13 protein-coding genes are annotated in these 15,485 nt (G+C 65.4%); 11 read left to right on the forward strand and 2 right to left on the reverse strand.

The window, feature by feature from the left end:
- Positions 1-37 precede the first annotated feature (37 nt).
- Positions 38-385, forward strand: coding sequence for a cupin domain-containing protein (locus L3X40_RS02150; protein ID WP_066556416.1), 348 nt, complete (start codon positions 38-40; stop codon positions 383-385).
- Positions 386-667: 282 nt separating this feature from the next.
- Positions 668-1,060, forward strand: coding sequence for a DUF488 domain-containing protein (locus L3X40_RS02155; RefSeq protein WP_066556421.1), 393 nt, complete (start codon positions 668-670; stop codon positions 1,058-1,060).
- Between the two features lie 227 nt (positions 1,061-1,287).
- Here L3X40_RS02155 and L3X40_RS02160 read toward each other — a convergent pair whose 3' ends face one another.
- Entirely contained in the window at positions 1,288-2,403 is a 1,116-nt protein-coding gene (locus L3X40_RS02160; protein WP_066556423.1) for a SufD family Fe-S cluster assembly protein, read from the reverse strand.
- On the reverse strand, positions 2,400-3,158 hold the full coding sequence (locus tag L3X40_RS02165) for an ABC transporter ATP-binding protein (RefSeq protein ID WP_066556425.1): 759 nt from the start codon (positions 3,156-3,158) through the stop codon (positions 2,400-2,402). Before L3X40_RS02165 ends, L3X40_RS02160 begins: the two co-directional genes overlap by 4 nt.
- A 336-nt stretch (positions 3,159-3,494) precedes the next feature.
- On the opposite strand from L3X40_RS02165, the gene L3X40_RS02170 reads away from it, so the two are divergent.
- The 9 genes from L3X40_RS02170 (at position 3,495) to L3X40_RS02210 (ending at position 15,207) form a co-directional block, all read left to right on the forward strand.
- Positions 3,495-4,790, forward strand: coding sequence for a glycoside hydrolase family 130 protein (locus tag L3X40_RS02170; protein ID WP_066556428.1), 1,296 nt, complete (start codon positions 3,495-3,497; stop codon positions 4,788-4,790).
- 57 nt (positions 4,791-4,847) lie between these two features.
- Entirely contained in the window at positions 4,848-5,555 is a 708-nt protein-coding gene (rpiA, locus tag L3X40_RS02175; RefSeq protein WP_272907908.1) for a ribose-5-phosphate isomerase RpiA, read from the forward strand.
- A 72-nt stretch (positions 5,556-5,627) separates the two neighbouring features.
- Positions 5,628-7,718 (forward strand): transketolase, encoded by a 2,091-nt coding sequence (gene tkt, locus L3X40_RS02180; RefSeq protein WP_066556433.1) that lies wholly within the window; start codon positions 5,628-5,630, stop codon positions 7,716-7,718.
- Complete coding sequence (locus L3X40_RS02185) at positions 7,715-10,540, forward strand: bifunctional transaldolase/phosoglucose isomerase (protein ID WP_066556436.1); 2,826 nt, start codon at positions 7,715-7,717, stop codon at positions 10,538-10,540. The genes tkt and L3X40_RS02185 overlap by 4 nt, the downstream gene beginning before the upstream one ends.
- 27 nt (positions 10,541-10,567) lie before the next feature.
- Positions 10,568-11,554: a phosphogluconate dehydrogenase (NAD(+)-dependent, decarboxylating) gene (gene gnd, locus L3X40_RS02190; RefSeq protein ID WP_066556437.1), complete on the forward strand. Its 987-nt coding sequence runs from the start codon at positions 10,568-10,570 to the stop codon at positions 11,552-11,554.
- Positions 11,551-12,984 (forward strand): glucose-6-phosphate dehydrogenase, encoded by a 1,434-nt coding sequence (gene zwf / locus L3X40_RS02195; RefSeq protein WP_066556438.1) that lies wholly within the window; start codon positions 11,551-11,553, stop codon positions 12,982-12,984. The genes gnd and zwf overlap by 4 nt, the downstream gene beginning before the upstream one ends.
- Positions 12,981-13,796: a Cof-type HAD-IIB family hydrolase gene (locus L3X40_RS02200; protein ID WP_066556440.1), complete on the forward strand. Its 816-nt coding sequence runs from the start codon at positions 12,981-12,983 to the stop codon at positions 13,794-13,796. The genes zwf and L3X40_RS02200 overlap by 4 nt, the downstream gene beginning before the upstream one ends.
- Positions 13,793-14,461 carry a ribulose-phosphate 3-epimerase gene (rpe, locus tag L3X40_RS02205; protein WP_066556443.1) on the forward strand — a complete coding sequence of 223 codons (669 nt, stop codon included), beginning with the start codon at positions 13,793-13,795 and terminating at the stop codon, positions 14,459-14,461. The genes L3X40_RS02200 and rpe overlap by 4 nt, the downstream gene beginning before the upstream one ends.
- On the forward strand, positions 14,458-15,207 hold the full coding sequence (locus tag L3X40_RS02210) for an HAD-IIB family hydrolase (RefSeq protein WP_066556448.1): 750 nt from the start codon (positions 14,458-14,460) through the stop codon (positions 15,205-15,207). Before rpe ends, L3X40_RS02210 begins: the two co-directional genes overlap by 4 nt.
- Positions 15,208-15,485 lie beyond the last annotated feature (278 nt).

Genomic DNA, 15,485 nt, shown 5'->3' on the forward strand with positions numbered 1-15,485 from the left:
AGCGTGACCGGCGGCACAAAAATGAGGACCACGGCTTATGGCACTGCATCACGCCAAACGAGGCGAAATCGTCGATCTGGGGCCGCTCGGGCCGGGCTTGGGTGACGCTCGAACCGCTGCAATTATCAAGACCGATTATTTCGAGGCCATTCGGCTGATCGTCCATGCTGGTGCCGAAATCCCGCAGCACAGCGTTTCCGGGGAAATGACGCTGCATTGCCTGGAAGGGCGTGTCGAGCTTGCCATCGACTCCGCACCCGTCACCCTGAAGGCGAACGAGTGGGTCTATCTCGACGGGGGAGCGCCGCACTCGGTGAGGGCGATCGAGAATTCTTCCCTCCTTCTGACGATCTTCCTTGGCCGAACTGCGGCCAGTCGGACATAGTTCGCGGCTCCGAGACCGGCCGCCGAGAGAAAGGATGCACGATGCCGCGTATCGCTCCACCCATCAACGCGGCTCGCAAGGAAGCGCGATCCGCCGCGGAGACCACTGAACAGATCTGCCCGAGATGCGGTCGGCCGCTAGATGCAGGCTATTCGTGCGATTGTCCCGAGCGCTGGGAAAACGAGGGCGGCGCGCCGCCGCCTGACGATCGGGACTCTCCGGAAGGACGAAGGTCGTGATCGGGTCTGCGGAAAGCAGCCACGCCCGGTGAATTCAGCTGAAATGGCCAACTCGCTCCCCGACATCCGGATCAAGCGTATCTACGAACCTGCGCATAAAGATGATGGTGCGCGGGTGCTGGTGGATCGGCTTTGGCCGCGGGGTGTGGACAAGGAAAGGGCGGCCCTGACCTTGTGGCTGAAGGAAATCGCGCCGAGTCCCGAGCTGCGCAAATGGTTCGGGCATGATCCGGCGCGGTGGAGCGAGTTCAGCCGCCGCTACCGGGACGAACTGGCACAAAACGATAGCGCTGTCGCGCGTCTCGCTCCATTGTCGGCCAACGGTCCGGTGACGCTCCTCTATGCCGCTCGCGACACCGAGCACAACCACGCGCGCGTGTTGGCGGATTATCTGCGCCTTCCCGGGAACGCGGAACATGGCCAACAGACGATATGAGCCCGCGGGAATTCGAGCCACGCTCAGTCTTGTCGCACCCGTTGGGAACGCCTCTTGCTTCGGGGGCCGAGCTTCTCATGCCGGAGCGGCGGATCTCTTTCGAGCGACCGACTCCGCGCTTCCTGGGGCCAGCGGGTTTGGCGCTGCCCCCGTGCGGCAATCGCCCCTGTCCGATCCGCAAAGCGGGAGGCTCGGTCACGAGATCGCTCGCCGGTGAGATGCGATGATCAGAGCGATCCGGAGTTCGCGGCGGCTATCATCTTCTTCACCTCCTCGCCGACGATCTCGGGCAGTAGCTCATCCTTGAGCGTGAGGAATCCCTGAATAATGAGATCGCGGGCGGCATCCTCGCTCATGCCGCTGGACATCAGATATGCGAGCTTCTCCTGGCTGATCATGCCGATGGACGCCTCATGCGAGAGCTGGGCTTCGCTGCTCCGCGCCAGGAGAGACGGTACGGAAAGGATCTCGCCTTGCTCGGTGAGCTTGAGCCCGTTGCAGCCCAGGAAGCCTTTGGTGGCCTTCGCCTCGCCCACGAGCAGGGCCTTGTTCGAGATGCTGCCACCGGCTGAAACCATACGCGTGAGGCTCTCCGAATGCGCACCGCCGCCCTTCAGATGTATCTCGCTTTCCATGATCCGCTGTGTTCCGGCCGGTGCGAAGATGACCGACTGGTCGCTGGACATGCCGCCCTCCTCGATAATCGTCCGGCTCTCCGCATAGTGATGCTTTATGGGCGACATCTGGACCTTGCTGTCGGTGGACCGCGCGCCCTTGCCGACATGGCTGCGAGCATAGCTGTGAACCTCCATGCCTGCGCCCCATTGCTCGATCGACACCGAACGGCAGATCGCACCCTCGCGCAGGTAGGTTTCGGAGAGCGAGATATGGTGGCCTGAATGCACCCTCTTCGGCACAGCCGAGCCGGAGATCATCTCGACCTCCGCGTCCTTCTCGATCAGGGTGACGTTGTGGTGGAATTGTCGTCCCTGCGGCATTTCCAGGAGCGTGAAGAGCTGCACCGGCAGCTGGACCTTCGCGCCGGCGCGGATCCGGACAAAATGGCCAACCGGCGCGTGCCGGCTCTCGGCGGCCTCGCGGACATGCGCATTCGCGTCCGGGTCGACGAGTCCGAACATTAGATCCTGCACCCAATCGTAGCGGAGTAGCGCATCCTTGAGCGGCAGGATCTCGACCTTCTCGTCATTGACACCGATGTGCCTGACATCCTGGTTCACCACGACGCACGTCCCGGCACGCTCGCCTTCGGCGCCATAGCCGACATTGGCGAGCCGTTCCTTCTCTTCGGCCGTTACGCCGGGATCGATATGCAGGGTGGTCATGGCTGCGTTCCTTTTTCCGGAGCCTGGAGCAAGGCGGTTGGCTTGGTGTAGCCGTTGCGCTGGATGTGCTTGAAAATTGCCAGGGGATCGCCCGAGAAGAGGATGCGACCATCGACCAGCATATGGCCGACGTCGGCCTGGATATGATCCAGGATGAAGCCGGTATGCGTGATGACAAGGCCTGAGCGGGGCGCTTCGTCCCGCTCAGGCGCCCGCAGCAGCCGGTTGATGGCATTTCCGACGGCGGCGATGTGCTCCAGGTCCACGCCGCTTTCGGGCTCGTCGAATAGGCAGAGGCGGGGTCGCTGGAGGAAGAGTTTGAGCACTTCCCAGCGCTTTATCTCGCCGCCAGAGAAGCCGACATTGATGTCGCGGCCTGAGAAATCTCGAAGATCCAGCGCCGCGGCCTCCCGTCCGAGAATGTCTTGCGACCCGAGTGCCTTACTGAACTGGTCGACCGTCACACCTTCGAGGCCTGGTGGCCGCTGGAATGACATGCCCAGACCGAGCCGGGCACGCTCGTCTATGGGCAAAACGTCTATGCGGCGGCCGCGGAAATGGATTTCGCCGCTGGATATCAGGAAGGGCGGGAGCCCCATGATCGTCGCGAGCAGGCAGGATTTCCCCGATCCGTTGGGTCCGAAGAGAACGTGCAGCTCGCCCGCACCAACGGTCAGGTTGATGTCATGGAGGATCGCCGTTCCACTCGCTGAAACATCGAGATGGCGGATTTCGAGAGCGTCCGACGCCGACATCTGGACTCCTTTCGCCAAGGCGATGGTTCCACGCGCGCACGGGCTGAGGATATCGGTAAAGATACTGAGGGACCGCTTTGTCGTCCGCCTGGGCCGCGATCACCAAGGGCACCCGCTTGCGGCGCGAACGCGTTCGGAACCGAGCTCTGGCTTGGTTCACTTATAGGCGGGGGACGATCTCCCAGCTCGCGATGGCCCAGGGGACACGGAAGTTCTCGAGCTCCAGCGCGGATAGAAGGGTGACGGAGTTCAAGACAGAACGGCTCCGGATGGCTACCCTCGGGCGGCCTTCCCCCGGGCAGCGAGTGATCTGGCGCAATCGAGAGTGGATAGATGATGAGTGATAATGGGCTTTTTCGCCATTCCGAGATTCACCTGCGACCCGATCCTTCCCGCACTGTTATCCGACCGTTCGACCTCGACTATCCGCAAGCATTCAGGAACGATGCGCATCCCCGGATGCAGCAGATCGCCGAACGCGTTCTGTCGCTTGATGACGCACGACTGCTCAAGGAGCATGAGGCGATCATCGCCTCGCTCGCCGATCGGCACCGCGATATCGACAAGATCCTTCTTCGCCGATTCGACGAGATCCGCGAGCGCTTGCCGGCGGCGCAAGGGGCCAGCCGGGAAGCCGCGCTCGCGATCGGCGCCTATTTCAGCGAGGAATACTCCTACGAGGCTGCCGCGCTGTTCAATCCCAGCATGGTTTTGCGCGCGGACCAGACGGGCGCACCATCGGGCGGCGTGCGCTTCCTCCTGTCGTTGCGCGGCATCGGCGAAGGGCATATCTCCTCGGTCACCTTCCGGACTGGCACCTGGAGTCCATCGGGCGGCTTCGCGCTCGACAAAGGCAGCAATCAGGCGATTTCGCCGCGCATCGACGCTCCGGCCGAGGGCGTCGAGAACGGCATGACGCGTGTGGTGTGCGAGGGAAGTGAAGACGTCTCCGAGAGTGTGCTGTTTCCAGTCACCGCGAGCCAGCAACGCGGTATCGAGGATCTGCGGCTGGTCCGCTTTGTCGAGGAAGACGGGCACGTCGAGTATCTCGGCACCTATACCGCGTTCGACGGCCGAGACGCGCGATCGGAGGTGCTGCGCGCGACCGGCTTCAGAAATTTCGAAATGCATCCGCTCGCCGGATCGGCCGCTGCGGAGAAGGGCATGGCGCTGTTCCCGCGAAAGATCGACGGGCGGTTCGCGATGCTCGGGCGGCAGGACAGCGAAAGCATCTGGCTGCTCGCTTCGGATAGCCTCTACTCATGGGACGGCGGCATCAAGGTCGTCAGCCCGCGCTTCCCCTGGGAGTTCGTCCAGCTGGGCAATTGCGGCTCGCCGATCGAGATCGACGAGGGCTGGCTCGTCCTCACCCATGGAGTCGGCATGGCCCGCAATTATTGCATGGGAGCATGCCTGCTCGACAAGGCGGATCCTTCAAAGCTACTCGCCCGCACCCGCGAACCAATCCTGCGGCCAAGCCCGCATGAACGGGACGGTTATGTGCCCAATGTGGTCTATAGTTGCGGATCGATCGTTCATGATCGGACGCTGCTGCTGCCTTATGGAGTCGCCGACAATTTCGCCGCCTTCGCCACCGCGTCGGTCGATGAGCTGTTGAAGGCCATGGAATAGGCTGGCCAGCTTTAGCCCAGCCTGTGCCCCGCAATAGATGCATATCGGGTACATCGCGTGACAAGCGTCTTGAAGAGCACGGATGAGCAAAAGCGTGCAGCCGCGGAAGCGGCGGTTGCCGAGATCGCCGACGGTATGCTCATAGGGCTGGGGACAGGCACCACGGCGAGCTTCGCTATCCAGGCGCTGGGCCGACGCGTCGCCCATGGTCTGTCCGTCCGTGCGGTCGCGACATCCGACCGCACCGCAGCTGCCGCGGCGGCAGCGGGCATCGCGCTTGTCGATCCCGCCGACGTCGCCGCGCTTGATCTGTGCATCGACGGCGTCGACGAGATCGATCCTTTCTTCCGTGCCATCAAGGGCGCCGGCGGCACGATGCTGCGCGAGAAGATCCTTGCTTCGGCGGCACGGAGGATGGTGGCGATCGCGGACAGCTCGAAAGCCGTCGGACGACTTGGCGCACGCCCTGTCCCGGTCGAGGTGCTGCCGCTGGCGAAGCGGTTTGTGGAACGGGGGATAGTGGCCGCGGGCGGAGAGCCGCAGCTCCGTCTCGACGCGCGGGGTTGCCCCTGGCGAACCGATCAGGGCAACATCATCCTCGACTGCGCCTTCGGCCCGATCGGTGATCCGGTCGCGCTGGCGGCTCGGCTTGCCGAAATTCCGGGGTTGCTGGGGCACGGACTCTTCGTCTCGGAAGTTGATGCCCTGTACCTCGGCACTCCCGACGCAGTTGTCAGGAGTGAACGGGGCGATTGCGCGTGGTGAACAGTCTGTACTGTCGCATCCTTCACCGGATTGTATCGCTGCTCCGGCGCCGCGGAAGGATTGCGAGCTGACATGACGGATTTGGCCTATCCTACTCGCTCTGCCGTCCATGAGGACGGATCGGCCGAGCGGCTTGCGATCGACACCATCCGCACGCTCGCCATGGATGCAGTCCAAAAGGCGAACTCGGGGCATCCTGGCACGCCGATGGCGCTTGCGCCCGTCGCCTACACGCTGTGGCGTGAGTTCCTGCGCTACGATCCTGACACGCCCGACTGGCCGAACCGCGATCGGTTCGTGCTTTCGGTCGGGCATGCCTCGATGCTGCTCTATGCGGTGCTGCATCTTGCCGGGGTGAAGGAAATCGATGCCGATGGAAAGCCGACGGGCAGTCCGGCGGTGAGCCTGGCCGACATCGAGCAGTTCCGCCAGCTCGGCTCCAAGACGCCGGGCCATCCCGAATATCGCATGACCACCGGGGTCGAGACCACGACCGGCCCCCTGGGGCAGGGTTGCGGCAATTCGGTCGGCATGGCGATCGCGGAACGCGCGCTCGCCGCCCGCTTCAACCGCGAAGGCTTCACGCTCTTCGATCATGACATCTACGTGCTGTGCGGCGACGGCGACATGATGGAAGGCGTGTCCGGCGAAGCGGCGTCGATCGCCGGCCATCTCGCCCTCTCCAATCTCTGCTGGATCTATGACAGCAACCACATCTCGATAGAAGGGTCGACCCAGCTCGCCTTCACCGAGGATGTCGGCGAGCGCTTCCAGGGCTATGGCTGGAACGTCATCCACGTCGACGACGCGAACGATACTGACGCGATCGCCCGCGCGCTCGAGACGTTCAGGGCGACCGACGACCGGCCCACCTTCATCGTCGTCCATTCGGTGATCGGATGGGGCAGCCCGCGCGCCGGCAGCGAGAAGGCGCATGGCGAGGCGCTGGGCGAGGAGAATGTCCGCAAGACCAAGGAAGCCTATGGCTGGCCGGCGGATAAGCAGTTCTACGTGCCGGATAGCGTGGCGGAGGCGTTCCAAGATGCCGTGGCCGCCCGCGGCCAGCCGGCGCGCGAGCAATGGGAGGCGCTGTTCGCGCGCTACCAGCAGGCATTTCCGGCAGAGGCGCAGGAGTTCGCGCTGGCGCGGGAGGGCAAGCTGCCCGACGGCTGGGACGCCGATGTCTCCGGCTTCCCCGCAGACGCCAAGGGCATCGCCTCGCGCGACAGCGGCGGCAAGGTGCTCAACGCCATCGCCCAGCGCGTGCCGCTGCTGATGGGCGGCGCCGCGGACCTGTCCCCGTCGACCAAAACCAATCTGACCTTCCCGGGCGCGGGTTCGTTCGAACCGGGAGACTATGCGGGCCGCAACTTCCACTTCGGCGTGCGCGAGCATGCGATGGGGGCGATCGCCAACGGCATGGCGCTGTCTTACCTGCGTTCCTACACGGGCACCTTCCTGGTGTTCGCCGACTATATGCGCGCGCCGATCCGCCTCGCCGCGATCATGGAACTGCCCGTCATCTTCGTGTTCACGCACGATTCGATCGGCGTGGGCGAGGACGGGCCGACGTACCAGCCGATCGAGCATCTGGCGACACTGCGCGCCATTCCCGGGCTCGACACGATCCGGCCGGGCGACGCCAACGAGGCCGCGGCCGCATGGAAGGTTGCGCTCGGGCATAGCAGCGAGCCGACCGCGCTGATCTTCTCGCGCCAGGCAATCCCGACGCTCGACCGCCAGAGATATGCGTCGGCCGACGGCCTCGAGAAGGGCGGCTATATCCTCGCCGATGCCGATGGCGACCCGGACATCATCCTGATCGGCACCGGCTCCGAGCTGCCGCTCGTCGCCGCCGCGCACGAGACGCTGACGGCTGAGGGCGCCAAGTCGCGCGTCGTGTCGCTGCCGAGCTGGTATCTGTTCGAGAAGCAGGACCAGGCCTACCGCGACAGCGTCTTTCCGCCCGCCGTCCGCGCGCGGCTGGCGGTCGAGCAGGCCGGGTCGATGGGCTGGGACCGCTATGTCGGTCATGACGGCGCGACCGTGACCATGTCGACGTTCGGAGCGTCGGCGCCACTCGCCAAGCTCCAGGAGAAATTCGGCTTCACCGTCGACAATGTCTGCAAGGTCGCCCGCGCGGTGATGGAGAAGAACAAGTGAGCACCGTCCTCGATAATCCGCGGGTCGCCAGCCGACTGAAGCAGCTCCACGAAAGCGGGCAGGCGGTGTGGCTCGACTTCGTCGATCGCGGCTTCCTCAATCAAGGCGGCCTCAGGGCGCTGGTCAGCGAAGACGGCGTCTCCGGCGTGACGTCCAATCCGTCCATTTTCGAGAAGGCGATGGGTCAGGGCGAGGCCTATGATGAGGGCTTTCGGACATTCCTCGGCAAGGCTGATGCGAGCGTCCAGGACACCTATGAAAGCCAGGCCATTGCCGACATCAAGGCCGCCGGCGGCGATCTGCGAGCAATCTATGATCGGCTGGGAGGCAAGGACGGCTATGTCAGCCTCGAGGTCTCTCCCTATCTCGCAGACGGAACCCAGGAGACGATCGAGGAGGCGCGCCGGCTCTGGAAGGCGGTCGGGGAGCCCAACCTCATGGTCAAGGTGCCCGGCACCAGGGCAGGCACCCCCGCCATTCGCCAGCTCGTCGAGGACGGGCTCAACATCAACGTGACGCTGCTCTTCGCGATCGAAGCCTATCAGGCGGTGGCCGAAGCGTTCATGGCGGGGCTCGAGGCGCGCCTGGCCAAGGGCGAGCCGATCGACCGGGTGGCGAGCGTCGCGAGCTTCTTCGTCAGCCGCATCGACAGCCAGATCGACAAAAAGATCGACGCGCGGGTGAAGGTCGGGGACAAGGAAGCGGCCGCGCTCGAGGCGCTGCGCGGCAAGGTCGCGATCGCCAACGCCAAGCTCGCCTACGCCTGGTACGAGGAGATGATCGCCTCGGATCGCTGGCAGGCGCTGGCTGCCAGGGGCGCGATGCCGCAAAGGCTGCTCTGGGCGTCGACCGGCACCAAGGACCCGGCCTATCCCGACACGCTCTATGTCGACGCGCTGATCGGCCCGGATACGGTCAACACGATGCCGCCCAAGACGATGGATGCGTTTCGCGATCACGGGACGATGCGGCCGACGCTCACCCAGGATCTCGACGGCGCGCGCCACGTGATCGCCGAGGCCGAGCGACTGGGGCTGGACCTGCCGGGCGTCACCGAGATGCTCGTGAAGGATGGCGTCAAGCAGTTCGCCGACGCCGCCGACGCGCTGCTGGGTGCGGTCGCCGCCAAGCGGGCCACCTTCCTCGGCGACAGGCTCAACCACATGGAAGCGTCGCTTCCCGGACCGCTGCAGAAAGCGGTGGATGCGCGACTGGAGACGGCACGCGCCGATCGTTGGGCGCGGCGGCTGTGGAAGGGCGATCCCTCGCTCTGGACCGGCAAGGATGAGGGCAGGTGGCTCGGCTGGCTCGCGGCCGCCCGCGGCCAGCAGGTCGATCCGAACGCATTGAGAGAATTGGAGCAGGAGGCAAAGCGCTACAAGAACGCGGTGCTGCTCGGCATGGGCGGATCGAGCCTCGGCCCCGAGGTGCTGTCGCTGATTCTCGGCTCGGCCGGGGGAAATCCCGGGCTGCACGTGCTGGATACCACCGATCCGGGGCAGATCGCGTCCGTTCTCGCCGAGATCGATCCAAAGGAGACGCTGTTCATCGTCTCATCCAAATCCGGCTCGACGATGGAGCCGGAGCTGCTCCGCGCTTTCTTTTTCGAACGGAGCGGAAAGCAGGGCGGCCACTTCGTCGCCGTGACCGATCCGGGATCGAAGCTCGAGAAGACAGCGGAGACGGACGGGTTCGCCCATGTCTTCCAGGGCGATCCGGCGATCGGCGGCCGCTATTCGGTATTGTCCGCCTTCGGCATGGTGCCGGCCGCGGTGATGGGCATCGACACGCACGGTTTTTACGAGGCGACGGCGCCGATGGTGTTCGCCTGCGGGGGCGATGTGCCTCCGGCGGCCAATCCAGGCATCAGGCTCGGCGCGATCATCGGCGAGGCTGCGGTTTCTGGCCGCAACAAGCTGACCTTCATCGCCTCGAAGGGACTGGAGCCCTTCGGCGCCTGGCTCGAGCAGCTGCTGGCCGAATCGACCGGCAAGCAGGGCAGGGGCATCGTTCCCGTGGACCTCGAGCCGCTGGGTTCGCCGGAGAGCTATGGCACGGACCGGCTGTTCGTCGTCCTCGCGCTCGCCGGCGACAAGGACAATGCCGCCGACGCCAAGCTCGAGGCGCTTGCCGACAGCGGTCAGCCGGTGATCCGCATCAGCGTCGCCAGCCCGCAGCTGATCGGCCAGGAATTCTTCCGCTGGGAAGTCGCGACCGCGATCACAGGTGCCGTCATCGGCATCGACCCGTTCGATCAGCCCGACGTCGAGGATGCGAAGGTGGCAACGCGCAAGCTCGTCGACGCCTATGAGGCCTCCGGTACGCTGGAATCTGAAACGCCAGCCGCCGAGACCGCCGACTTTGCGCTCTTCGTCGCCAAGGGCAGCGCATTGCAAGGGAACGCCGAGAGCCTGTTACGGCAGCATTTCGCTGCCTTGCGGGCGGGCGACTACGCGGCGTTTCTCGCCTACGTCGAGCGCAACGACGTCGACAGCGCGGCCATCACCGCAATGCGCAGGGCCGTGCGCGACGCGAAATCGGTCGCGACCGTCGCAGGCTTCGGTCCGCGCTTCCTTCACTCCACGGGGCAAGCCTATAAGGGCGGCCCGAACAGCGGCGTGTTCCTGACGATCACGCGCGATCCCGATCCCGATCTTGCCATTCCCGGTCACAAGGCGAGCTTCGGCACCGTCCAGATCGCCCAGGCGCGCGGCGACATGGACGTGCTCGCCGAACGCGGCAGGCGCGTGCTGCGCATCCATCTCAAGCAGGGCGGCGGCGGCATCGAGGCGCTCGAAGCGGCCGTCGCAGCGGCACTCTGAGCAATTTTGACAGAAGGAGCGTGGCGGATGCGTCTGGCGATGATCGGCCTTGGCCGAATGGGCGGGAATATCGCGCGCCGTCTGATCCGCGGCGGCCATGAGGTCGTTGTCTTCGACCAATATGCACCGGCGATCGAGGAACTCACCAAGGAAGGTGCAATCCCCTCCGGCTCGCTGGACGAGGTCGCGGGCAAGCTCGAAGGCCCCCGGATCTTCTGGGTGATGCTGCCTGCGGGAGCCCCGACCGAATCGACGATCGAAGCGCTGCTGGGCCTCGCCTCGCCCGGCGACGTTATCATCGACGGCGGCAACAGCTTCTACAAGGACGATATCCGGCGCGGCAAAGCCTGTTCGGAGAAGCAGATCGCCTATGTCGACGTCGGGACCTCCGGCGGCGTGTGGGGCCTCGAACGCGGCTACTGCATGATGATCGGCGGCGACAAGGCGACCGTCGACCTGCTCGACCCGATCTTCGACACGCTCGCGCCGGGCTACGGCACGATCCCGCGCACGCCCAACCGCATGGAGAACGAGGGCGAGGATCCGCGCGCCGAAAAGGGCTATATCCACGCCGGTCCCGCCGGTGCGGGCCATTTCGTCAAAATGGTCCACAATGGCATCGAATATGGTTTGATGCAGGCCTATGCCGAGGGCTTCGACATCCTCAAGGGCAAGTCCTCGGACAAGCTGCCCGAGGAGGAGCGGTTCGACCTCAATCTCACGGACATCGCCGAAGTCTGGCGGCGCGGCAGCGTCATCTCGTCGTGGCTGCTCGATCTCTCGGCGGCGGCGCTCGCGAAGGACCAGATGCTCGAAGCCTATAGCGGCAATGTCGCCGACTCGGGCGAGGGTCACTGGACGATCGACGCGGCGATGGAGGAAGCGGTGCCGGCCTATGTCCTGTCGGCCGCGCTGTTCGCGCGCTACCGCAGCCGGGTGGATACGACCTTCGGCGACAAGCTCCTGTCGGCGATGCGCTTCGGCTTCGGCGGCCACGTCGAAATGCCGCAATGAGCACGGCTCCTGTCGCACCGCCCGCGACGTTCGTGATCTTCGGCGCTCTGGGCGATCTGACGCGCCGGCTGCTGATGCCGGCGATCGTCAACGTCGAACGCTCAGGCCTGCTCGATCCGAACACCGGCTTCCTCGGCATCAGCTATCATGATGCCGACGACGATGAGCTTCGCGACCAGCTCGGCGAGTTCCTCGAGGCGGGCGCGGAATGGCAGCGGCTGCGCGAGCGCATCCACTATCTGAAGGGCGACTTCGGGGACGATGCGCTGTTCGAGACGCTCGCGGGGAGGATCGCCGGCAACACCGTCTTCTACCTTGCGACCGCACCCGGCTTTTTCGGCCCCATCGTCGAAAGCCTCGGAAAGGCGGGGTTGCTGAACGAGGCGCAGGGCTTCCGCCGGGTCGTGATCGAGAAGCCTTTCGGCACCGATCTCGCGTCCGCGCAGGCGCTCAACGGGCTGATCCTCGCCTGTGCCCATGAGGAGCAGATTTACCGGATCGACCATTTCCTGGGAAAGGAGACGGTCCAGAACATCATGGTCGCGCGGTTCGGCAACGCGCTGACCGAGGCGGTCTGGAACAACCGCTATATCGATCATGTCCAGATCACGGCCGCCGAGACGGTGGCGGTGGGCGGTCGGGGCAAGTTCTACGACGCCACCGGCGCGCTGCGCGACATGGTGCCGAACCATCTCTTCCAGCTGCTCGCGCTGGTCGGCATGGAGCCGCCCAACAGCTTCGGCGCCGAAGCGGTGCGCACCGAGAAGGCGAAGCTGATCGCCGCCCTGCGGCCGCTGGAGCCCGACGATGCGGTGCGCGGCCGCTATGGGGCAGGCGAGGCGGGCGGCCAGAAGGTCGTCCCGTATCGCGATACCGTCGACGTGGATCCCGCGAGCCGCACCGAAACCTACGTCGCGCTCAAGGCGGCGGTCGAGACGTGGCGCTGGCACGGTGTGCCCTTCTATCTGCGCACGGGCAAGGCGCTCGCCGCCCGTGACACGGAGATCGTCATCAAGTTCCGCAATGCGCCGTTGATGCTGTTCCACGACACGCCGACCGGCGCGCTCCCGCCCAACCAGCTCGTGCTGCAGATCCAGCCGCATGAAGGCATCTGTCTCGAGCTCGCGGTGAAGCAGCCGGGGCCGCTCGTCGAGGCGGTGCCCGCCAGCCTCCATTTCGCCTATTCCGAGCAGTTCGACCTCGGACACCAGACCGGCTATGAGACGCTGCTCTATGACGTGCTGATCGGCGACCAGACCCTGTTCCAACGCGCCGACCAGATCGAAGGTGGCTGGCGGGCGGTGCAGCCGCTGCTCGACGCGTGGAGCGTCTCCGGGGAACCGGAAGACTATGCCGCCGGAAGCGCCGGGCCGGTGGCCGCAGAGGCGCTGCTCGCGCGCGACGGGCGCGCCTGGCATCCGGTCGCATGAGCGCCATCCGCCTCGTCGTCTCGGATATCGACGGCACGCTCGTGCGCGACGACAAGAGCCTGAGCGAGGCGGTGATCGCGTCGTGCGGGCGCCTGCAGGCGGCGGGCGTCGCGCTCACGCTGATCAGCGCGCGGCCGCCGAGCGGGATGCTGTGGATCGCGGAGCGCCTTGGATTGAAGGCAGCGTTTGGCGCGTTCAATGGCGGCACCATCGTGCGGCCGGACGGCATGATCATGGCAGCCGCGCGCCTCGACCCGGCGGTCGCGAAGCGCGCGCTGACGCTGATCGACCGGCCGGGCATCACCAAATGGCTGTTCCGCGAGGGATGCTGGCATGCCGAGCGCCTCGACCAGGTCCACACCCCGCGTGAACGCAAGGCGGCCAATCAGGAGCCGATCGTCGGCTCGGACTTCTCGCAACTGCTGGATGCGGCCGACAAGATCGTGGCGGTAAGCGACGATCATGCGATGCTGGCTGTCCTTGAGATCGAGGTCGCGAATGCGCTGGGCCGGGATGCGACTGTGGCGCGGTCGCAAACCTATTATCTCGACATCACCGCCCTGGCGGCGAACAAGGGTGATGGTGTGGCAGCGCTTGCGCGGGCGGCAGGCGTTCGACTGGAGGAGGTCGCCGTGATCGGTGATCAGCGCAACGATCTGCCGATGTTCGCCCGCGCCGGCCTGTCGATCGCGATGGCGCAGGGACCGGAAGAGGTCCGCGAGGCTGCGGATCACGTAACGCGCTCGAACGACGAGGATGGCGTCGCCCACGCGATCGACGAGATTCTGCTGCCGATGGCGGCGCGCGGATGACGGGGGATGTCCTCGTCGCGCCGTCGGTGCTCGCGGCCGATTTCGGTCATCTCCACGAGGAGGTGCGTGCGGTCGATCGGGCAGGTGCAGACTGGATCCATGTCGACGTGATGGACGGCCGCTTCGTGTCCGAGATCAGCTTCGGGCCGCCGGTCCTCCGCGCGATCCGCAAGGCGACGGAAAAGCCGCTCAACGTCCATCTGATGGTGATCGAACCCGAGCGGTCGCTCGCCTCCTACGCTGAGGCCGGCGCGGACCATCTGCTGGTGCAGGCGGAGCCTGGCTCGACCGTCCATCTTCACCGCGTGCTCGGCCAGATCGGTGAGCTTGGCTGTCGCGCGGGTGTCGTGATCGATCCCGCGACGCCCGTCGAATGGATCCAGCATGTCCTCCACCTCGTGGAGATCATCCTCGTGATGACCGTCAACCCGGGGTTCGGCGGTCAGAAGTTCCTACCCGAGATGCTTCCGAAGATCGCGGCGCTGCGCAAATTGTGCGACGAGCGCGGCCTGCGCCCGCACATCGAGGTCGATGGCGGGCAGGATTCGCATACGGTTCGCTCGGTCGTCGAAGCGGGCGCCGACGTGATCGTTGCGGGCACCGCGATCTTCGGCGCTGACGACTATGCGCAGGCCATCGCCGCGATAAGGGGTTGTGCCGAATGAAGCAGTTGATCGCCTTCGATCTCGACGGGACCCTCGCGGAAAGCAAGCAGCCGATCGGCGAGGAGATGGCCGGTCTGCTCGCCCGGCTGCTAGACGTCGCCAAGGTGGGGGTGATTTCCGGTGGGGACTGGCCGCAGTTCGAGATACAGGTGGTCGCGCGCCTGCCCGGCGCCGCCGATCTGGCCCGGCTCTTCATCATGCCGACCACCGGCACCAAGCTCTACCGCTTTCAGGATGGCAGCTGGCGGCAAATCTATGCGGACAGCTTCGACGCCGCCGAACGTGACAGGATCATGCGCGCGCTCGACCAGGCGGCGACGCAAGCGGGCCTCGTCGAAACGCAGACCTGGGGTGAGAAGATCGAGGATCGCGGCACGCAGATCACCTTCTCGGGATTGGGCCAGCAGGCGCCGCTCGCTGCGAAAGCCGCATGGGATCCCGACTTTACAAAGCGCAAGCGACTGCAGGCGCTGCTTCGCGCGATGCTGCCCGGTCTTTCGATCAACACCGGCGGATCGACCTCCATCGACATCACGCGCAGCGGCGTCGACAAGGCTTACGCGATGCGCAAGCTGAGCGAGCATTCCGGCGTTCCGGCGGACGCCATGCTGTTTCTCGGCGATGCCATCTATCCGGGCGGAAATGACGAGCCGGTACGCGCAGCCGGGTTCGACACGATCGCCGTGCGTGACGTGCGGGAAACCGGTAACGTCGTCCGAGCGATCATCGGCTGCCTGACTGCCTGAGTGCGTTGACGGTATGATCAAGCAGATTCCGCGCTCGCGGCAAGGCTCGAGGGCGAGATGAAGATGCTGCGACCCTCGACGATTCTCCCCGCTCAATGGGGCTTGCATCGACACAAAAGGGCCCGCCCGGCATCTAATGCCGCGCTCCGTATGCGGAGCATGGCGCCGACTGAGCCCGCTCGCCGGCAAGGACGCGACACCGGCGCACCGCCCGATCGTCGATAATGCAGCAACCACGACGGAAGGAGGCGCTCCAGGTGCGGCCGTGGGACGCGGTG

It is taken from the genome of Rhizorhapis sp. SPR117, from assembly GCF_021742065.1.